This window comes from Afipia sp. Root123D2, assembly GCF_001425835.1.
In the GTDB taxonomy this organism is placed as follows: Bacteria; Pseudomonadota; Alphaproteobacteria; order Rhizobiales; family Xanthobacteraceae; genus Afipia.
In genome coordinates this window covers 323,734-342,346 of record NZ_LMDP01000004.1, presented here as the reverse complement: position 1 = coordinate 342,346, position 18,613 = coordinate 323,734, and the positions used below count along the sequence as shown (strand labels likewise).

General features: G+C 62.5%; 18 protein-coding genes. 12 read left to right on the top strand and 6 right to left on the bottom strand.

Translation table 11 applies throughout. The annotated features are described in order from the left end of the window. Positions 1–2: 2 nt before the first annotated feature. The 10 genes from ASC80_RS21155 to ASC80_RS21110 all read left to right on the top strand — a co-directional run bounded on the left by ASC80_RS21155 (position 3) and on the right by ASC80_RS21110 (position 11,292). Complete coding sequence (locus ASC80_RS21155; protein WP_156464481.1) at positions 3–464, top strand: GFA family protein; 462 nt, start codon at positions 3–5, stop codon at positions 462–464. Between the two features lie 58 nt (positions 465–522). After that, the gene (scpA, locus tag ASC80_RS21150) at positions 523–2,685 is read left to right on the top strand and encodes a methylmalonyl-CoA mutase (RefSeq protein ID WP_056301634.1); all 2,163 of its coding nucleotides are present in this window, start codon (positions 523–525) and stop codon (positions 2,683–2,685) included. Continuing rightward, on the top strand, positions 2,682–3,467 hold the full coding sequence (locus ASC80_RS21145; protein ID WP_056301632.1) for a DUF3298 and DUF4163 domain-containing protein: 786 nt from the start codon (positions 2,682–2,684) through the stop codon (positions 3,465–3,467). Before scpA ends, ASC80_RS21145 begins: the two co-directional genes overlap by 4 nt. A 201-nt stretch (positions 3,468–3,668) precedes the next feature. Beyond that, positions 3,669–4,664, top strand: coding sequence for a tripartite tricarboxylate transporter substrate binding protein (locus tag ASC80_RS21140; RefSeq protein WP_056301630.1), 996 nt, complete (start codon positions 3,669–3,671; stop codon positions 4,662–4,664). 54 nt (positions 4,665–4,718) lie between these two features. Next, positions 4,719–5,213 carry a tripartite tricarboxylate transporter TctB family protein gene (locus ASC80_RS21135; protein WP_056301628.1) on the top strand — a complete coding sequence of 165 codons (495 nt, stop codon included), beginning with the start codon at positions 4,719–4,721 and terminating at the stop codon, positions 5,211–5,213. A gap of 3 nt (positions 5,214–5,216) precedes the next feature. After that, positions 5,217–6,734, top strand: a complete 1,518-nt coding sequence (locus tag ASC80_RS21130; protein WP_056301626.1) for a tripartite tricarboxylate transporter permease — start codon at positions 5,217–5,219, stop codon at positions 6,732–6,734. Between the two features lie 91 nt (positions 6,735–6,825). Continuing rightward, positions 6,826–7,821: a methylmalonyl Co-A mutase-associated GTPase MeaB gene (gene meaB / locus ASC80_RS21125; RefSeq protein ID WP_056301625.1), complete on the top strand. Its 996-nt coding sequence runs from the start codon at positions 6,826–6,828 to the stop codon at positions 7,819–7,821. Continuing rightward, the gene (locus ASC80_RS21120; protein ID WP_056301623.1) at positions 7,818–8,474 is read left to right on the top strand and encodes a pyroglutamyl-peptidase I; all 657 of its coding nucleotides are present in this window, start codon (positions 7,818–7,820) and stop codon (positions 8,472–8,474) included. Before meaB ends, ASC80_RS21120 begins: the two co-directional genes overlap by 4 nt. Positions 8,475–8,573: 99 nt before the next feature. Continuing rightward, on the top strand, positions 8,574–9,821 hold the full coding sequence (locus tag ASC80_RS21115; RefSeq protein ID WP_056301621.1) for a multidrug effflux MFS transporter: 1,248 nt from the start codon (positions 8,574–8,576) through the stop codon (positions 9,819–9,821). A 106-nt stretch (positions 9,822–9,927) separates the two neighbouring features. Continuing rightward, complete coding sequence (locus ASC80_RS21110; RefSeq protein ID WP_056301619.1) at positions 9,928–11,292, top strand: TIGR03808 family TAT-translocated repetitive protein; 1,365 nt, start codon at positions 9,928–9,930, stop codon at positions 11,290–11,292. Here the strand turns inward: ASC80_RS21110 and ASC80_RS21105 are convergent. The 4 genes from ASC80_RS21105 to ASC80_RS21090 form a co-directional block, all read right to left on the bottom strand. Continuing rightward, entirely contained in the window at positions 11,248–11,577 is a 330-nt protein-coding gene (locus ASC80_RS21105; protein ID WP_056301618.1) for a TIGR03809 family protein, read from the bottom strand. The genes ASC80_RS21110 and ASC80_RS21105 overlap by 45 nt on opposite strands. Positions 11,578–11,804: 227 nt before the next feature. Next, on the bottom strand, positions 11,805–13,322 hold the full coding sequence (locus ASC80_RS21100) for a S8 family serine peptidase (RefSeq protein WP_056301615.1): 1,518 nt from the start codon (positions 13,320–13,322) through the stop codon (positions 11,805–11,807). Between the two features lie 38 nt (positions 13,323–13,360). Continuing rightward, the gene (locus tag ASC80_RS21095; protein WP_056301614.1) at positions 13,361–14,032 is read right to left on the bottom strand and encodes a hypothetical protein; all 672 of its coding nucleotides are present in this window, start codon (positions 14,030–14,032) and stop codon (positions 13,361–13,363) included. Beyond that, the gene (locus ASC80_RS21090) at positions 14,029–14,598 is read right to left on the bottom strand and encodes a sigma-70 family RNA polymerase sigma factor (protein ID WP_056301612.1); all 570 of its coding nucleotides are present in this window, start codon (positions 14,596–14,598) and stop codon (positions 14,029–14,031) included. Before ASC80_RS21090 ends, ASC80_RS21095 begins: the two co-directional genes overlap by 4 nt. 360 nt (positions 14,599–14,958) lie before the next feature. Between ASC80_RS21090 and ASC80_RS21085 the strand changes: the two genes are divergently transcribed. Together ASC80_RS21085 and ASC80_RS21080 are read left to right on the top strand one after the other, a co-directional pair. Beyond that, on the top strand, positions 14,959–16,101 hold the full coding sequence (locus ASC80_RS21085; RefSeq protein WP_056301610.1) for a GGDEF domain-containing protein: 1,143 nt from the start codon (positions 14,959–14,961) through the stop codon (positions 16,099–16,101). 64 nt (positions 16,102–16,165) lie between these two features. Next, positions 16,166–17,287, top strand: a complete 1,122-nt coding sequence (locus tag ASC80_RS21080) for a DUF2336 domain-containing protein (protein WP_056301609.1) — start codon at positions 16,166–16,168, stop codon at positions 17,285–17,287. A gap of 18 nt (positions 17,288–17,305) precedes the next feature. Here the strand turns inward: ASC80_RS21080 and ASC80_RS21075 are convergent, their stop codons facing one another. Both ASC80_RS21075 and ASC80_RS21070 read right to left on the bottom strand, forming a co-directional pair. After that, positions 17,306–17,944, bottom strand: coding sequence for an NrsF family protein (locus ASC80_RS21075; RefSeq protein ID WP_056301823.1), 639 nt, complete (start codon positions 17,942–17,944; stop codon positions 17,306–17,308). A 2-nt stretch (positions 17,945–17,946) separates the two neighbouring features. Then, positions 17,947–18,492: a sigma-70 family RNA polymerase sigma factor gene (locus ASC80_RS21070; RefSeq protein ID WP_056301821.1), complete on the bottom strand. Its 546-nt coding sequence runs from the start codon at positions 18,490–18,492 to the stop codon at positions 17,947–17,949. Positions 18,493–18,613 lie beyond the last annotated feature (121 nt).

Sequence of the window (18,613 nt, the reverse complement as noted above, 5' to 3'; positions counted from 1 at the left end):
TGATGACATCCGCGACAACAGACCTGACTGGAGGCTGCCAGTGCGGCGCGATCCGCTTTGCGATCACGGCTGCGCCAGTGCGCGTCAGCATCTGCCATTGCCGGATGTGCCAGAAGGCGTCGGGCGGTCCGTTCGCGTCACTGGCCGACATCCGGCATGAAGATTTCCGCTGGACGCGCGGCACGCCATCGTCATTTCAGTCGTCATCGATCGCCGAACGCGATTTCTGCGCGGACTGCGGCACGCCGCTGAGCTATCGCCGCATCGGCGGGCCGAACATCGAGATCATGACCGGCGCGTTCGACAGGCCAGACGCCGTTGTTCCCGATTTGCAGTTCGGAACTGAGTCACAGCTCGGCTGGGTCGCGGGGATTGCGAGCATGCCCGGTAAAACCACGCTTGAAAATTACGGCCGTGACAGGCTGGACGCGATTGTCAGCCGCCAGCATCCCGATCACGACTGAAAGCCCCTGCCATGACCCCTTCGATGCTCCGGGCGTTTTGTGTTAGAATGGTGAGACTATGACCCGTATTCCGAATTTTGCTGATCTCGCATTCAAGCCGGGTACGCCGCCCGCCGACAACGACAGCAATGCGAAACCGTGGCTGACGCCGGAAGGCATCGAGGTCAAGTCGAGCTACGGCGAAGCCGACCTCAAGGGCATCGACTTCCTCGACACCTGGCCCGGCATCGCGCCGTATCTGCGCGGCCCCTACCCGACCATGTACGTCAATCAGCCGTGGACCGTGCGCCAGTATGCCGGCTTCTCGACGGCGGAAGATTCCAACGCCTTCTACCGGCGCAACCTCGCCGCCGGCCAGAAGGGCCTGTCGGTGGCGTTCGATCTCGCCACCCACCGCGGCTACGACAGCGATCATCCGCGTGTGTCCGGCGACGTCGGCATGGCCGGTGTTGCGATCGACTCGATCTACGATATGCGCACGCTGTTCGCGGGCATCCCGCTCGACCAGATGAGCGTGTCGATGACCATGAATGGCGCTGTGCTGCCGATTCTCGCGCTGTTTGTCGTCGCCGCCGAAGAACAGGGCGTGCCGCCGGAGAAGCTTTCAGGAACGATCCAGAACGACATCCTGAAAGAATTCATGGTGCGCAACACCTACATCTACCCGCCGTTGCCCTCGATGCGGATCATCTCGGACATCTTCGCTTACACCTCGCAGAAAATGCCGAAGTTCAATTCGATCTCGATCTCCGGCTACCACATGCAGGAAGCCGGTGCGACGCAGGACCTCGAACTCGCCTACACGCTGGCCGACGGTGTCGAATATGTCCGCGCCGGTATGGCCGCAGGCCTAGATATCGACAAATTTGCGCCACGCCTGTCGTTCTTCTGGGCGATCGGCATGAACTTCTTCATGGAAGTAGCCAAGATGCGCGCCGCCCGCCTGCTGTGGGCCAAGCTGATGAAAGAGTTCAACCCGAAGGATGTGCGCTCGCTGTCGCTGCGCACCCATTGCCAGACGTCGGGGTGGTCATTGACCGCGCAGGACGTGTTCAACAACGTCATCCGCACCAATATCGAGGCGATGGCGGCGACCCAGGGGCACACCCAGTCGCTCCACACCAATGCACTCGACGAAGCGCTGGCGCTGCCGACCGATTTCTCGGCACGCATTGCCCGCAACACGCAATTGTTCCTGCAGCAGGAAAGCGGCACTACGCGGATCGTGGATCCGTGGGGCGGCTCGTATTACGTCGAGCGCCTCACGCACGATCTCGCCGCCAAGGCCTGGGCGCACATTCAGGAAGTCGAGGAACTCGGCGGCATGGCCAAGGCCATCGAGGCCGGCGTGCCGAAATTGCGCATCGAAGAGGCTTCGGCGAAAACCCAGGCGCGGATCGACGCCGGACGGCAGTCGGTGATCGGCGTCAACAAGTACAAGCCGCAGAACGAAGCCTCCATCGACGTGCTGAAGGTCGAGAACTCCACCGTGCGGCGCCTGCAGATCGACAAGCTGTCGCGCCTCAGGAGCGAACGCAAGCAGGCGGACGTCGATGCTGCGCTCGCCGCTCTCTCCCGCAGCGCACAGGACGGACAAGGCAATCTGCTGGCGCTCGCCATCGACGCGGCGCGCGCGAAAGCAACCGTCGGCGAAATTTCGGACGCCATGGAAAAGGTCTTCGGCCGCCATCGTGCCGAGATCAAATCCATCACCGGCGTCTATAAACGCGAGGCCGCCACCATGTCCGACCGGGTCGAGAAATTGCAGACGCTGATCGATGCCTTCGAGGATGCCGAGGGACGCAGGCCACGCATTCTCGTCGCCAAGATCGGACAGGACGGCCACGACCGCGGCCAGAAGGTGATCGCATCGGCGTTCGCCGACGTCGGCTTCGACGTCGATATCGGGCCGCTGTTCGCCACCGCCGACGAAGCGGCGCGGCAGGCGGTCGAAAACGACGTCCACATTCTCGGCCTGTCGTCGCTGGCGGCGGCACACCTGACCGCCGTGCCCGAGGTGAAGGCAGCGCTGCATAAGCGCGGGCGCGATGACATCATGATCATCATCGGCGGCGTGGTGCCGCCGCAGGATTACGACGCGCTCTACAAGGCCGGCGCGGAAGCGATCTTCCCGCCCGGCACGGTGATCGCGGATGCTGCCGAAGAACTGCTCCGGAAGCTCACGGTCCGGCTCGGCCACCCGAGCGCGGCGGCGGAATGACATTGCGGCTCGCGGCAAACCTCACCCTCGCGGCAGCGCTCGTTTTGCCGCAAGCCGTTGTTGTCGCCGCCGAGCAGAAGCCCGACATCGCGATCAAGACCAAGGCGGTCGAGATCAAGGTGACGCTCGACAATACGATCCGGCAGAACGCTGCGCTTGCCGCCAACCTGCTTGCGGACAGCAAACGCTGGGCGGAAAGCAACCGCGCCGACGCCGCAAAGGAATATAAATCCTCACCGGAACTGTTCCGCGACGGACGCGCGTGGACCTTCGAGCGCGACTACACGGTGCAATCGATCATCGCCGGACGCTATGTCAGCGTATTGCGCACGATGTTCATCTATACCGGCGGCGCGCATCCCAACACCGATCTGAACACGATCCTGTGGGACGATACCGCGAAGAAGCCGATCAGCATCCGCCCGTTCTTCAAGGAACTGGCCGACAACGGCCCCACCCTCACGGCAATGCGTCGCGCGATCATCGCATCGCTGAAGGCCGAGAAGAAGGAGCGCGGCATCGACGAACCCGACGACAGCTGGACCAATGGCGTTGAGCCGAAGCTGCTCAGGATCGGCGCAGTCGAACTTGCCTCGTCAACGGAGGCCGGCAAGAGCGCCGGGCTGGTGTTCAACTATTCGCCTTACGCCGTCGGCTCCTATGCCGAGGGCTCGTATGAAGCATTCGTGCCGTGGGACGTGTTGAAGCCGTATCTCACCCCCGAAGGCAATGCGCTCTTCGGCGGCAGCCGCCCGGCTGAAAAGAATACGTCAAGAAAATAGAACGAACCGCCACCCGTTCCGCATCAGCGACAGGGATAGTTCTGCCGTGAATTTTCCTCACGCAGATCGCTACGCCGCGTTCCGCACCCTTGCATGACGTGTTGCGCCGCAATCATTCACGCGCTTGCGAGGATGCGGCAAAGATGCCTAGTATGTTGTCGTACGAGCGCCGGGTTCACTGGCGCCATGGGGAGAAACGTCATGTCTTCGATCACGCGCCGCGATTTCGCGGTGTCGGCGGCGGCTGTAGCTGCCAGTGCCGGCCTCGGACTGAAACCTTCCTTCGCACAGGCGAATTACCCGAGCCGGCCGATCCAGTTGATCTGCCCGTGGGGCGCGGGCGGCGGCACCGATGCCACCGCGCGCATCGTCGGCGGCCTGCTCGAAAAGGAATTCGGCCAGCCGGTCAACGTGGTCAATCGCACCGGCGGATCGGGTGTGGTCGGCCACTCCGCGATCTCCACCGCAAATCCGGACGGCTACACCATCGGCATCATCACCGTCGAAATTTCGATGATGCACTGGGCCGGCCTCACCCAGTTGACGCCAAAGGATTTCACCCCGCTGGCGCTGATGAATGAAGATCCGCCGGGCATCCAGGTGAAATCCGATTCTCCCTACAAGACAGTCCAGGATCTCGCGGCCGCCATCAAGGCGGCACCTCCCGGCAAGTTCAAGGCATCCGGCACCGGCCAGGGCGGCATCTGGCATCTCGCGCTGGTCGGCTGGATGCAGGCGATGGGCCTGCCGCCGAACCAGGTTGCGTGGGTGCCCTCGAACGGGGCCGCGCCCGCGGTGCAGGATCTTGCGGCAGGCGGCCTCGACGTTGTCACATGCTCGGTGCCGGAAGCACGCGCGATGATCGACGCCGGAAAGGTGAAGAGCCTCGCGATCATGGCGCCGAAGCGCGCCGCGACCTTCCCCGATGTGCCGACGCTCAAGGAAGCGATGAACATCGATTACTCGACCGGCGCCTGGCGCGGCTTTGCCGGACCGAAGGGACTGCCGGAACCGATCGCCGCCAAGCTCACCGCCGCGATGAAGAAAATCTACGCCTCCAAGGAATACAACGACTTCATGTCGTCGCGCGGCTTCGGAGTCGTTTGGGATGATGCCGCTGGTTTCGCGACCTTCATGGACGCCAGCGACAAGCAGAAGGGCGAAGCGATGAAGGCGGCAGGAATCGCCAAGACCTGAACCGATCCTCGCGACCGCAAATAACAAAGAGCCGACACAGATCGGAGATCTGCGATGCGCCTGTCTGACAAGGTCACCGGCCTTTTCATCGCCGGGTTGGGATGTGCTGCCGCCTATGGCGGCTCGCTCCTGCCGCCTGTCCCCGGCCAGGAAGTCGGCCCCAACGTGTTTCCGATGGTCATCGGCCTTGGACTTGCCGCATGCGGCACCATGATCGCGCTGGGGATCGGTCACAAGTTCGAGGAAGACGCCGAGGCCGAACTTCTCGCGATCGAAGGACCGCCCCCTGAACCGGAAACGAAAAGCCCATTCGCCGGCTTGCGGGTGCTGATCCCGCCGGCGCTGCTCGTTTTCTACGTTCTCGCTGTCGATCGCCTGGGCTTTCTGCTGACAGCGGCGATCATGGCTTTCACCATCGCCAAAACATTGGGCGCACGGCTGCAGCTCGCGATCCCGGTCGCCCTGCTCGCTCCGATCGGCGGTTATTTGATTTTCGCCAAGCTCCTTCGTGTGCCGTTGCCCGACGGCTTTCTGCCGATGCCATGGTGATCGATGGAAACGTTTATTGAAGCGTTCCGGCTCGTTCTTGCGCCTGAAGTCCTAATCGCTATTGCACTATCATCCATTTATGGCCTTGCGGTCGGTTCGCTGCCCGGCTTGTCGGCCACGATGGCGACCGCGCTGCTGGTGCCGGTCACGTTCTATCTGTCGCCGATCGCCGCGATCGCAGCGATCGTATCGGCTTCAGCCATGGCTATTTTCTCCGGCGACATTCCGGGCGCGCTGCTGCGTATCCCCGGCACACCGGCGTCCGCCGCCTACACCGACGAAGCCTACGCCATGACCCGCAAGGGCCAGGCCGAACTGGCGCTCGGCGCCGGCCTTTGGTTCAGCGCCATCGGCGGCATCGCCGGCACGATCTCGCTGATGGCGCTGGCGCCGCCTTTGGCCGACATCGCATTGAGCTTCTCGACCTTCGAGTATTTCTGGCTCGCCTTCCTCGGCCTGATGTGCGCGACGCTCGTTGCGCGCAGTTCGCCGGTGAAGGCAATCGCCAGCATGTTGCTGGGCCTCCTGATCGCCTGCGTCGGCATGGAAAATCCCGGCGGCATCCCGCGTTTCACCTTCGGGCTGACCGATCTGCTTGGCGGCATCGAGGTGATCCCGGCGCTGGTCGGCGTGTTCGCCGTGGCCGAAGTAATGCGGGCGATGGCCTCCCCCGAGCCGCCGCAATTGCCCAAGCGCAAATTCGGCAGCATCCTCGCCGGACAACTTCATCTGACCGGCAAATACTGGTGGCCGATGACCCGCGGCAATATCGTCGGCATCATCATCGGCGTGCTGCCGGGCGCCGGCGCCGACATGGCGGCGTGGGTGAGCTACGCGATGTCGAAGCGCTTCTCGAAGGAAAAAGAGAAGTTCGGCACCGGCCACGTCGAGGGCCTGGTCGAAGCCGGAGCGAGCAACAATGCGAGCCTCGCCAGCGGCTGGGTGCCTGCCCTGTTGTTCGGCGTGCCGGGCGACACCATCACCGCGATCGCCATCGGCGTCCTGTACATGAAAGGCCTTAATCCGGGGCCGACGCTGTTCACTGAAAAAGCGTCGAGCATGTACGCGATCTACATCATCTTCATTATCGCGAACATCATCATGATCCCGCTCGGCATCGTGATGATCCGGCTTGCAAGCCACGTGTTGCGGGCGCCGCGCTCATCGGTGATGCCGATCATCCTGCTGTGCTGCGCGCTCGGAACCTTCGCGACCGGCAACAGCCTGTTCGCGGTGCTGACGGTGGCGGCATTCGGCATCATCGGTTATGTCATGGAAGCCAATGGCTATCCCGTCGCGGCGATGGTGCTCGGCATCGTGATGGGGACGATGGTCGAGCAGAGCTTCGTTACCTCGCTGATCAAGTCGGACGGCAGCATCCTGCCGTTCTTCGAGCGGCCGGTGTCGCTGATTCTTGCCGCGATGGCGATCGGGGCGCTGGTCTGGCCGATTCTGATCTGGATCTGGCGACGGTCAACCAAAGGCAGAATCGCGGCTCGCCCCGCACCGGCGGGAAAATGACGCGCGGTGCGGCGAACGTATCCTGTCGACATCGCCGGGATGATAGCGGCGAACCCTCGCCCCTGACGCCCAATCGTTGTAAACGGACACCATGGTTCCGTCCGCGCCCGCCGCCAATCCCGATATCAAGACCCTTGCTGCCCGCGTTCGCGATGGCGACCGCGCGGCGCTGGCCCGCGCCATCACCCTGATCGAAAGCCGCCGTGCGGACCATCAGGCCGCCGCGCGCGAGCTGGTGCAGGCACTTCTTCCGGCGACGGGCAAGGCGATCCGTGTCGGCATCACCGGCTCGCCCGGCGTCGGCAAATCCACCACTATCGATGCGCTCGGCATGGCGCTGATCGCCAAGAGCCACAAGGTCGCGGTGCTGGCCGTCGATCCGTCATCGGCGCGCACCGGCGGCTCGATCCTCGGCGACAAGACCCGGATGGCGCGGCTTTCCGCCGAAGACAACGCCTTCATCCGGCCCTCGCCGTCATCCGGCACGCTGGGCGGCGTCGCCGCCAAGACCCGCGAGGCGATGCTGTTGTGCGAGGCCGCTGGCTTCGATGTGATACTGGTGGAAACCGTCGGCATCGGCCAATCCGAAACCGCCGTCTGCGACATGACCGATTTCTTTCTCGCCCTGATGCTGCCGGGAGCCGGCGACGAATTGCAGGGCATCAAGAAAGGCCTGGTCGAACTCGCGGACATGATCGCGGTCAACAAGGCTGATGGCGATAACATCAAGCGGGCGAAAACCGCCGCCGCCGAATATCGCAGCGCGCTTCGCATTCTCAAGCCGCGATCCGAACACTGGCACCCGCCGGTGATGACCTATTCGGCCGTAACCGGCGACGGCATCGACGGCCTGTGGCAGAAGATTCTCGATCACCGCACGGCGACCAACGCCTCGGGCGATTTCGCCGCGCGACGCCGCGAGCAGCAGGTCAAGTGGATGTGGGCGATGCTCGAGGACAGGCTGAAGGCACGGCTGCGTGCCGATCCGGCCATGCGGGCGAAAGTCAAACAGACCGAAACCGCCGTCGCCGATGGCCGCATGACGCCGGGGGTCGCCGCCGATACGATCTCCGCGTTGCTGAGATGACGAACAGGCTGCGTATACTCATCACCGGATTCCGTCCGTTTCCCGGCGCACCCTACAACCCGACCGAAAAGCTCGTCGACCGGCTGGTGCGCCTGCGGCGGCCACTGCTCGCGAATGTCGAGCGGATCGGCCATGTTTTCCCGGTCAGCTACATCGCGGTCGATCGCGACCTGCCGATGCTGATCGCCACACACCGTCCCGATGCGCTTTTGATGTTCGGGCTTGCTGCGCGAACCGCTCACCTGCGGATCGAAACCCGTGCCCGCAACATCGTCACTCAACTGTGGCCTGACGCCGACCACGCGCGGGTCGACAGCCGGAGCATTGCCCACGGTGCGATGTCCACACTGAGCTTCGGTCCGCACAGCGGGAAGCTGCTGCGCGCGGCTCACGACACCGGCATCGACGCGAGACCCTCGCTGAGCGCCGGATTTTATCTGTGCAATTATCTGAGCTGGCGCGCGATCGAAGCAACACGAACAGCCAACGGGCCTCGCCTCGCCGCCTTTGTCCACGTGCCGCTTATGCCGCGCGACCCAGTCCATTCCCGAACAGCGGCGCACGCCATGACTTTCGAGGAACTGGTCGACACCGGCGAAGCATTGCTCGTGGAAACCGCACGGCTCGCGCGAGCAACGACGAAGAAAATGTGAACCCCGGACTACCGTTTACGTCTGGCAGCCATACCGCACGACCGGTTGTGCAGCGCAATATAAGCCGCTATCTCAATCTAAACCATTGAGATTCCTGACATATCCGACACCAATGCTGATGGATGGGTGCCAGCAACCCATCGCCCTATGGGCTTTCCCGAATTCGTCGTGATGGTTGCCGCCATTATGGCGCTGAACCCGATGGCGATGGATCTGATGCTCCCGGCGCTGCCGGATGTCGGCGCGAACTTCGGAATCGACAACGCCAACCGCCTGCAAGCGGTGCTGTCTGTCTTCATGACCGGCTTTGGCCTTGGGCAGTTCATCATCGGGCCGCTGACAGACCGATACGGACGCCGGCGAATTCTGATCGGCGGCATGGTCCTGTACACGCTGGCGAGCGTGGCTGCGGTGGCCGCACATTCGTTCGAAATGCTGCTGGTCGCGCGAGCGCTGCAAGGCCTTGGGACTTCGGCGACGCGCGTGATCGCCACGTCCATTGTGCGCGACTGCTACAGCGGACGCCGCATGGCGAGCGTGATGTCGCTGGCGATGATGATCTTTATCTCGGTGCCGGTGCTTGCTCCCTCGCTTGGGCAAGCAATCATGCTGGCGTCGCAGTGGCGCGGCATCTTCCTCGTCCTGATGGTGTATGGTGTGCTGGCGCTGATCTGGTGCGCCGTGCGTCTGCCGGAAACACTGCCGCCGTCCGAACGAAAATCCCTCGCCATCCGTGACGTTCTCGACAACTACCGGCAAACGGTCACGAACCGTCAGACCTTCGGCTATGCACTTGCCGCGGGCTGCGTACAGGGCACGCTGTTCGGCTACGTCTTTTCGTCGCAGCAGATTTTCACCGGCATCTACGGCCTCGGCCATTATTTCCCGCTGGCCTTCGCTGCGGTCGCCATCGGCGTCGCCATCGCCGGCTTCCTGAACTCGCGGATTGTCGGGCGGTTCGGCATGCGCGTGATTTCCCATGCCGCACTGATCGGTCAACTGGCCGCGGCCATCGCCATGCTTGTTGCGGCCGATCTCGGCCATCTGCCGCTGCCGTTGTTCATGGTCCTGTCGATCCTCAACCTGTTCACCTTCGGGCTGATGTTCTCGAACTTTACCGCGCTCGCAATGGAGCCGCAGGGCCATATCGCGGGAACGGCCTCCTCGTTGTTCGGCTCGATGACGACGCTGATCGGAATCGTCGTCGGCTACGCGATCGGGCAGTTGTACAACGGCACTCTGGTGCCTCTTGCCACCGGCGCCTTCCTCTCCGCCCTCACCGCGCTTGTCATTGTGATGGTGGTCGAACGAGGCCGGCTGTTTGTCCCGCACAATAAACCGATCTGAAGCGGCGCGGATTTCATTAACCCTACCGCAGGAACCAGCGACGTTTCCTGCCGCATCCGCATGATATGAACCATTCCCGCACTAGGTTATGTGCGGGAGTTTCATCATGGATATCAGCCGTCGCCATCTTCTCAACGTTGCCGGAGCAACCGCCGGTGCCGCCGCAATCACAGCGGAGCCCGCGCGAGCCGCGCCGCTGACCGCAACGCTTGGCCGCGACGTCACGTACTATGGCGTAAGATCGGACAGTTCCTCCAATCAGACCGTCGCCCTGCAGCGCGCCATCGACGAGGCTGCGCGAGACCGCATCCCGCTGGCGCTGCCGCCAGGCGATTACCGCACCGGCGCCCTGAAACTGCCGAACGGCGCTCAACTCACCGGCGTACGCGGCGCCACCCGCCTGCGTTTTAGCGGCGGCGCTTCGATGTTCGCGAGCGAAGGCGCCGGCAACATCGTCCTTTCCAATCTCACAGTGGATGGCGGCGGCCTGCGCCTGCCCGAACGGCGCGGACTGGTTCATTGCGTGAGCGGCACCGGCATTCACATCGTCGATTGCGACATTGTCGGCAGCGGCGGCAACGGCGTCTGGTTCGAGAACGTCGCCGGCGAAATCCGCGGCAACACCATCCGCGCCGTCCAGACCACCGCGATCGTCTCGTTCGACGCGCTCGGGCTGATCGTCGGCCAGAACACCATTCAGGACACCTCCGACAACGGCATCGAAATCCTGCGCACCGCCATCGGCGACGATGGCACCATGGTGATCGATAACCGCATCGAGGACATCAAGGCGGGCCCCGGCGGCTCCGGCCAGCACGGCAACGCGATCAACGCATTCCGCGCCGGCAACGTGATCGTGCGCGGCAACCGGATCCGCAACTGCGACTATTCCGGCGTGCGCGGCAACTCGGCATCCAACATCCAGATTCTCGGTAACAGCATCAGCGACGTGCGCGAGGTGGCCCTTTACTCGGAGTTTGCATTCGAGGGCGCGATCATTGCCAACAACAGCGTCGATCTGTGCGCCACCGGCGTCTCGGTCTGCAATTTCAACGAAGGCGGCCGCATCGCCGTCGTGCAGGGCAACATCCTGCGCAACATCCTGCCCAAGCGCCCGATCGGCACCGCACCCGACGACGATGGCGGCGTCGGCATTTACGTCGAAGCGGATTCCACCGTCAGCGGCAACGTCATCGAGAACGCGCCATCATTCGGCATCGTCGCCGGATGGGGCAAGTATCTGCGCGACGTCGCTATCACCGGCAACGTCGTCCGCAATGCCAATGTCGGTATCGGCGTCTCGGTTGTGCCGGGCGCGGGATCGGTGCTCGTCAACGACAACATGATTTCCAGCACCGCGCGGGGCGCGATCGTCGGCCTCGATCACGAAAAGCCGGTGACCGGTGATCTGATCAAGGAAGGGACGTCACGATTTCCCCAGATCGTGATTGGCTCCAACGCCGTCCGCTAATACAGCGAACGATCGCGGCGGCGCATCCTCCAACCCGATAAACACCTGATCGAGAGAGACCTCGACCGGCTTGTCGTTAAGCGGGTCCGGCGGCGCGAGCTGCTGCCACACCTTGAGCGCTGATCGGGCTTCCTGGACCATCTCGAGAAATTTGACCTCGCCGTGATAGCGTTTCCACCGGCCGGTTTGATAAAGTTCGATGAGATGATCAAGGCGCCGCTCGGCCAGCATCCGCCAGCGGACAACGATGTTGCGTCCAAGCAGCGTGTCGGGTGAATGCGCCATGGCGCGATATCCATGAAAAATGCTGATGCAAACGCGGTGCACTCGACCTGAACAAATACAGGACTCGTTACGGCCCATGTGTCATGGACCGCCAAGCAACATCACTGACTTGTAATCAACTGGCTCCGTTCCCGCGAACCAACAGCGGAAAATACGCGGACCTATACCCCTACAGCCGCGAGCAGTCTGACTGATTCTTTCGCCGCTGGCGCGAAATACTGCATCCCCTACTGTCCGGCCGCTCGCCCCGATGCGGTCGCCACCGGTGCCGCGACCGCCGAGACGGCGGCGTAGGCATCGACCTCCCCCGCGCCGAACTGGGTATCACGGCCCTTGGGGCCGAGATCGCGTGCCGAAGATTCCAGCGCGAGACGCAGATCGCCGGGCGACAGTTCGGGATTGCGGGCGATCATCAGCGCTGCCAGTCCGCTGACGAATGCCGCCGACAAGGACGTGCCGGACGAGATGCGGTATTTGCTGTCAGGTACCGCCGCCAGAATGTCGACGCCGGGGGCCGCCAGCGCGACATAGGCGCCCTGGTTGGCGCCGCTGAACAGGCGGTCCGATGAATCGGTTGCAGTCACCGCGATCACGTTGCGATCGGCGCCGGGATACAGCGGCGGAGACTTCGGCCCGGCGTTGCCGGCTGCCGCAATCAGCACGATCTTCTTCGCCGCGGCGGCTGCGAGGCCGCGCTCCAGGATCGGATCATGCGGACCGGCGAAGCTCATGTTGATGACCTGTGCCTGATGGGACACGGCATAATCGAGGCTCTTCAGGATCACGAAGGTCGAGCTTTCGGCGCCCGACTTCTTCTCACCGAACGCGCGGATCGCGAGCAGACGCGCCGACGGCGCGGTCCCGGTCAGCCGCCCGTGCCCGGCGATGATGCTGGCGATCGTCGTGCCGTGAGCATGGGCGCCTTCCTTGCTCGCCAGCGCGTCGAACGTCTCGACGATCGAGCCCGCCAATTCCGGATGATTGGCATCGACCCCGGAATCGATCACCGCGATGCGAACGTCGGCGCCAGCCGACAAGGCGTGAGCCGCCGGCAGCCGCAGCTTCCCGGATGCATAGCCCTCAGGACCGTCCGCGGATTTTGCCGGCTCGGCGGATGACGCCTGCTGCAGACGGAAGATGTTGTTGCGCTGGGCCGACCTGACGCCGCCATCCGCCACCAGTTCACGAACGACCTGATCGACGGTGCGCTTATCCGAAATCCGCCAGCGGAAGAACGTGCTGCCGAGGGTTGGGATATTTTGCGATTCCACCCGCGTCAGGCGATGGCGGCGCGCGATGTTATTGACTGCGGTCTCGTTCGGATTGCCTTCGAGTTCGATCACCACCTCTTTCGCGACGTAGCTGTTGTCGGCAACCGTTGGCGTATTGGCCCGTCTGCGGCGCGGCGGATCCTTGCGAACCGTCTTCGGCGGCCCGTTGTAATCCGGTGGCCCATCGAACTCCTGGACATACGGCCGTGGCCGGCGACGAGGCCGGTGGATGTCCTGATAGTCGAGATTGGGCGAATAGCGGACATGCGGGTTGATAGAAATCCGTGGACCCGCATTGATGTTCGGCCCAACGCTGGGTCCGATACTGGGGCCGCGCCCGACAGTCGCGAACTGGGCAAAGGCTTGCGGGGTCGCACAGATCACCGCGAGTGCAGCGATCCCGAGAAGGCGCATCCATTTCGACGATCTGTCGGAAAACCCTGGATTTCGGCTGTTTTTGCGATGGTCAGTCATCTTGCGTCCTCGCGGTTCGCGGCCAACGCAGAAGTGCGTTACTCAGCCGGCAACGCCTGCGTCACGATCTTCTCGCCCTGCACGCGCGCCATCAACTGGTCGGCTTCCTGCTTGGGCAGCGCCTTGTCGCCGAACCGGATGCGGAACATGCCGGCCTTGGGTCCGGAAACGATCGAGGCATTGTAGCTGTCGAGGAACTGCGTGATATCGGCCAGCCGCGCATCGGGCGCAAAACGCACCAGCGCCACGGTCCCTGCCCTGGACTGTCCTTCAACAGATGCCGTCTGGAACGAGCCGCCGCGATCCTTGACGAGGGTTCCTATCACCCCGGCCTGCAGCAACAGCGCCAGTGCCCCGACAACCGCCGAATAGGCGAGCGTCCGCGGTGACAGGCTGGCAAAAAATCCCGCGATCCGTGACATCGAATTGAGCGATGATGACGCGGTGCGGGCAGGCTCGGCGTCGATCGCGTCGAACAGCTTCTGCAGCGCCCGCGCCGACGGCGCGCCGAGACTTTCGTTGAGCAGGATGGTCTCGGCGTATTCGTCCTGGATCTCGGCATACTGCCGGGCCAGATCGGGATCCTTCGCCATCGCTTCTTCAACGCGCTGTGCATCGCGCGCGTTCAGCGTGCCAGCGGCATGGAACGGCAACAACTCCTCGATCTCCGAGGGCGTCCGATCCACCGCATCCTTGCTCTGCGCCATCATGGCCAACCTCGCTCGATCCCGGCTGCCCTCAGCAGCTCGGCCAGTTTCTTTCGCGCATAGAACAGGCGCGTCTTGACCGTGTTCTCGGGGATACCGACGATCTCTGCCACCTCCTCCACGGACTTCTCGTGGTAGTAGACAAGATCGACAATCTCCCGATGTTCCGGCGAAAGTGCGGTCAGGCAATTTCGCAACGCGTTACCCGTATCCTTCTTGGCGACGACGGTTTCCGGATTGTCGGACGTATCCTCGATCGCAGCAGCCGCATCGTCGTCCAGCTCCGCCTCCTTCCTTTTGCGGAGGGCGGACAGAGCCTTGAATCTCGTGATCGCCAGCAGCCAGGTCGATACGGCGGAACGGCCTTCGAACTTGCCGGCCTGACGCCAGACATCGAGAAAGACCTCGCTGATGAGATCTTCCGCGATCGACTCGTTGCGGACCAGCCGCAACGCAAAGCGAAACACCCGAACATGGTGCCTTCCGTAAAGCACCTGCATCGCAAGCCGGTCACCTTGGGCGATGCGCGCGATCAGAGTTTCGTCCGAAACCGCGTGTGTTGCACTCAATGGCCGTCTCACAAGGTTGGTCGCACGGAGTCGTGAAGGGGTTCGATCCAGCCGTAAAAACATTGAGGCTCGCCGGAACGTCCCCAATCGGCGGTTGAAGAGCAAAATGCCCTTGAATCGTAAACAAGAGCAAGACGATGGAGGGATATGAGTTAGATGGTATTATAATACAGGGTCACATCCTCCGGTCCATCGCGAGCCGAATGCGGATAGCAGGCCCTTCCTCGCCCACCTCCGATCAGCGGCCCGACACGCGGAATTTCCTTTTTTAATCAAGCTGGTCACTGTCGCTCGACGCCCGCTGATACCAAACCTAAACGGTTTTTCCCGTAGATTCCGGCTGGAACCCGAAAGACGCACATGCAGACCGCCGCGCCTTCCCTGACGAGCATTGCCGGCCCGGATGCCGCCGACGGCGATTTGACGCCGGACCTTCTGGCGCGACGTGCGAGGCAACGCCGGCAGATGCTCGGCATGGTGGCGTTGAGCTATGTCGTCGACGGGCTGATCCTCTTGATCTACGCGTATGCCGGCTCAACCCCGCTATCGACCGCGCCCGCTTATGTCATCTGTGGCCTGCTGTCCGTCAGTTCGTTCTGGGCGTTGTCCGAGACACGGCTGAACGACCGCTTCAAGGATCATTACTTCGTCGTACAGCAGTCAAGCGTCAGCCTGGTCATCATGCTGATGTTTCTCTACATCGCGCCGGAAGTAGGCTGCGTGTTTCTGTGTTCGCTGTTCGTGATCTTCGCATTCGGCTCCCTGCGATCGACACCGCAGCAGACCGCGGTCCTGTGGACGGTGATGACGTTCGGTCTGGCAGCGCTGTTCCTGATGACCGACAAGCCGATCGACATGCCGAACAACACCTATATCGAGCGTCTGGCGACGCTGATGGTGTTTGTCATGACGATTGGACGCTGCATGTTCGTCGGCATCTTCAGCAGCTCGCTTCGTGAATCCCTCTACAAGAGGGGCATTGAGCTCAGGGAAGCCTACAAGCGGATCGAAGAACTCGCCGAGCTCGACGAACTCACCGGCTCGTTCAACCGGCGCAGCATCATGCGCTCGCTCGACGATGAGGTTGCCAGGGCGCACCACACCAACATGCCCTGCTCCGTCGCGCTGATCGATCTCGACTGGTTCAAGAAGATCAACGACCTGTTTGGCCACCCGACAGGCGACGAAGTCCTGCGGACATTCGCGATCACAATGTTCGCGAATATTCGCGGCATCGACAAATTCGGCCGTTACGGCGGCGAAGAATTTCTTCTGATCCTGCCCGAGACCACTGATCAGGCTGCGGAACGCACGCTGGATCGCCTGCGCGCGATCATCGCCGATCTCGACTGGAGTACGTTCTCCCACAGCATGACCGTAACCATTTCAGCGGGCGTCGTGGCGCTGCAACCGAATGAGACGCCGGACAGCGTGCTTGCCCGAGCCGACGCCGCGCTTTACCGCGCAAAGGACATGGGCCGAAACAGAATTATTAAGGGATAGCGCGCGGCGGGGCAGCGAAGAACACACGCTGCCGTTGACGATCGAATATTTCAGGACAGAAGTCATGATTTCGAAACCTTCCAGTTTCTCCACCACGCTGCTCGGCGAGCTGCAGGACGCGCTTCGCAATGGCAATGTGGCCCGGCGGGTCGAAACCCTTCGCCGTGTGACCGACTTGTTCGTGCTGTCTGCAAGCTACTATTCCGACGACCAGATCGCGATCTTCGATGACGTGTTCCATTATCTGATCCAGCGCATCGAAACATCGGCGAAGGCGCTGCTTGCAAACCGGCTGGCGCCGATCTCGAAAGCTCCGCCGCAACTGATGTATACGCTTGCGTTCGACGACCTGATCGAGGTCGCCGCACCGGTGCTATCGATGTCCGATCGTCTCGACGACGATGCCCTGGTTGAGAGCGCCCGCGAAAAGAGCCAGGAGCATTTGCTTGCGATTTCAAAACGAAAGGTTCTGAGCGGCGCGGTCACCGACATTCTTGTCGAACGAGGCAATGATGAGGTCGTGGGAAGCACCGTGGACAATCCGGGAGCGCAATTCTCCGAGCAGGGTTTCGACCGGCTGCTGTCGCGCGCCGATGGCAATGACGGCCTCGCAGCCCGCGTCGGATTGCGGAAATCGGTCCCGCGGCATGTTTATCTGAAGCTAATAGCAAGGGCGTCGGCTTCGGTCAGGGCGAGACTGGAAGCCGCCAACCCGCAGATGGCGAGCGACGTTTCCTCCGCCGTCAGCGAAGTTGCCCGTCGTGCAAGCACGGATACGGACGCTATCAGCGAGGAAACTACGCAGGCGCAAAATCTCGTCAGATCTCTCCACAACGACGGCCGGCTTAACGAATCCCAGATCGCCGCGTTCGCCAACGCCGGACGTTTCGATGAAACCATCGCCGCGATTGCGGCACTGACCAACATGCCCATTTCAAGCGTCGAGAGCATGATGACCGAGGCTGGATCCGAGGGCCTGCTGGTGCTGGCGAAGGTGATCGGCCTGTCCTGGCCGACATTGCGGACAGTCATGGCGATGCGCGACAAACTCGCCGGGTACGAGCCGGTCGCCGATCTTGACGAGTATCAGGAGAACTACGACATGCTGCGCGCTTCGACTGCGCAGCAGGTCCTGCGGTTTCACCGTATGCGGCAGACAACCGAGCAGGCCGAACCTGCGGCCTGAACGGCCGCCGGATTTCAATTACATTTTCAGAATGCGTGCGCCAGCCATGGCGCCAACCGCCGCCGTTACAAGCGCCGCGATCGTGTACCAGGCCGTAACGAACAGCGGCGAGTCGTCGGTGCAATGACTTGCATACAGCGTTGCCGCAAGCCCCGCCGACAGCAGACCGGCAAACGCACCGGTCAACGCCGGGCGGGCCGGAGCGCCGCGGCGCAGTGTCAACAGCGCCCCGATCAGGAACGGCAGCGCCAGCAGCGGGATCGCTATCATGCAAGTCATCGAATTCTTGCCGATCAATCGCGTGCTCCATCCCGCGCGCTCATTGACCGCGAGATCGCTGGCAATACCGATGCCAAGCAACCCAAGGGGCACAGCCAGCAGCCATACCCACTTTCCTAACGATGCCTCTGGCCGCGACAGATGCAAGCTGACGGCAATCGCCGCCGACGCGAGCGTAATGGTGACGATGAACTTCAGATCGAAGAACGGGTTGTGCATCGCCGTCATCACATCCGAACGCATGCCAAGCGACATCATGAACATCGCGACGGACACCGGCAGCGCCGCAACCAGTGCGGCGAGGAACCAGACCCAGACCGGTTGCATGCGCCAGTCATGATCGCTGGTGAGGCCGGAAATGAGATCGTCGGTTTTCATCTTCATTCCTTGCGCAGGCGCGATGAAAGGTTGGACAGGCCGCGATGCAGGGCGACGCGCACCGCAACCTCCGTCATCGCAAATTTGGCGGCGGTGTCCTTGATCGAAGCGCCATCGACAGCGATGGACTGCAGCACCTCACGCTGCCGGGCCGGCAATCCCGCAAGATGCGTTGCGACTTCACCCGCGGGAACTGTTTCCTCGGGCTGCTCGCCGGGCAGCGTTTCGGAAAAATCATCGATATTGACGAAGACGCGCCGGCCACGGCGGCGCAAGGCATCGATCAGCTTGTTGCGGGCAATCGCGAACAACCACGGCGCGAACAGCGCGTCCGGCCGCCACGTGTGTCGCTTCAGATGCACTGCGAGCAAGATGTCCTGCACGATATCCTCGGACTGATCTGCCGGTTGTCCGGCCCTGACGAGGCCACGGCGCGCGGCCGCTCTCAGGACCGGCGTGACGGACCTGAGCAAACGATGATAGGCGCTCTTGTCGCCGGCATTGGCGGACCGCATCAATTCGGTCCACTCCGTTTCACGTTCGCGCACGAGCGCTCCCATCAGGCATTACGTGCCTGTTCCTAAGGTGTTACGGCGGGATATCGCGATCACGGAATCGTGAGAATCGGGATTTTGATCGGGATCTGCCTTGGTTTTGCCCTTTCCGTCA

What these genes read in the sequence shown, in the direction of transcription:
- ASC80_RS21155 (WP_156464481.1), top strand. Translation starts at nt 3, where the DNA reads ATGACATCCGCGACAACAGACCTGACTGGAGGCTGCCAGTGCGGCGCG.
- scpA (WP_056301634.1), top strand. Translation starts at nt 523, where the DNA reads ATGACCCGTATTCCGAATTTTGCTGATCTCGCATTCAAGCCGGGTACG.
- ASC80_RS21145 (WP_056301632.1), top strand. Translation starts at nt 2,682, where the DNA reads ATGACATTGCGGCTCGCGGCAAACCTCACCCTCGCGGCAGCGCTCGTT.
- ASC80_RS21140 (WP_056301630.1), top strand. Translation starts at nt 3,669, where the DNA reads ATGTCTTCGATCACGCGCCGCGATTTCGCGGTGTCGGCGGCGGCTGTA.
- ASC80_RS21135 (WP_056301628.1), top strand. Translation starts at nt 4,719, where the DNA reads ATGCGCCTGTCTGACAAGGTCACCGGCCTTTTCATCGCCGGGTTGGGA.
- ASC80_RS21130 (WP_056301626.1), top strand. Translation starts at nt 5,217, where the DNA reads ATGGAAACGTTTATTGAAGCGTTCCGGCTCGTTCTTGCGCCTGAAGTC.
- meaB (WP_056301625.1), top strand. Translation starts at nt 6,826, where the DNA reads ATGGTTCCGTCCGCGCCCGCCGCCAATCCCGATATCAAGACCCTTGCT.
- ASC80_RS21120 (WP_056301623.1), top strand. Translation starts at nt 7,818, where the DNA reads ATGACGAACAGGCTGCGTATACTCATCACCGGATTCCGTCCGTTTCCC.
- ASC80_RS21110 (WP_056301619.1), top strand. Translation starts at nt 9,928, where the DNA reads ATGGATATCAGCCGTCGCCATCTTCTCAACGTTGCCGGAGCAACCGCC.
- ASC80_RS21105 (WP_056301618.1), bottom strand. Translation starts at nt 11,577, where the DNA reads ATGGCGCATTCACCCGACACGCTGCTTGGACGCAACATCGTTGTCCGC.
- ASC80_RS21100 (WP_056301615.1), bottom strand. Translation starts at nt 13,322, where the DNA reads ATGACTGACCATCGCAAAAACAGCCGAAATCCAGGGTTTTCCGACAGA.
- ASC80_RS21095 (WP_056301614.1), bottom strand. Translation starts at nt 14,032, where the DNA reads ATGATGGCGCAGAGCAAGGATGCGGTGGATCGGACGCCCTCGGAGATC.
- ASC80_RS21085 (WP_056301610.1), top strand. Translation starts at nt 14,959, where the DNA reads ATGCAGACCGCCGCGCCTTCCCTGACGAGCATTGCCGGCCCGGATGCC.
- ASC80_RS21080 (WP_056301609.1), top strand. Translation starts at nt 16,166, where the DNA reads ATGATTTCGAAACCTTCCAGTTTCTCCACCACGCTGCTCGGCGAGCTG.
- ASC80_RS21075 (WP_056301823.1), bottom strand. Translation starts at nt 17,944, where the DNA reads ATGAAAACCGACGATCTCATTTCCGGCCTCACCAGCGATCATGACTGG.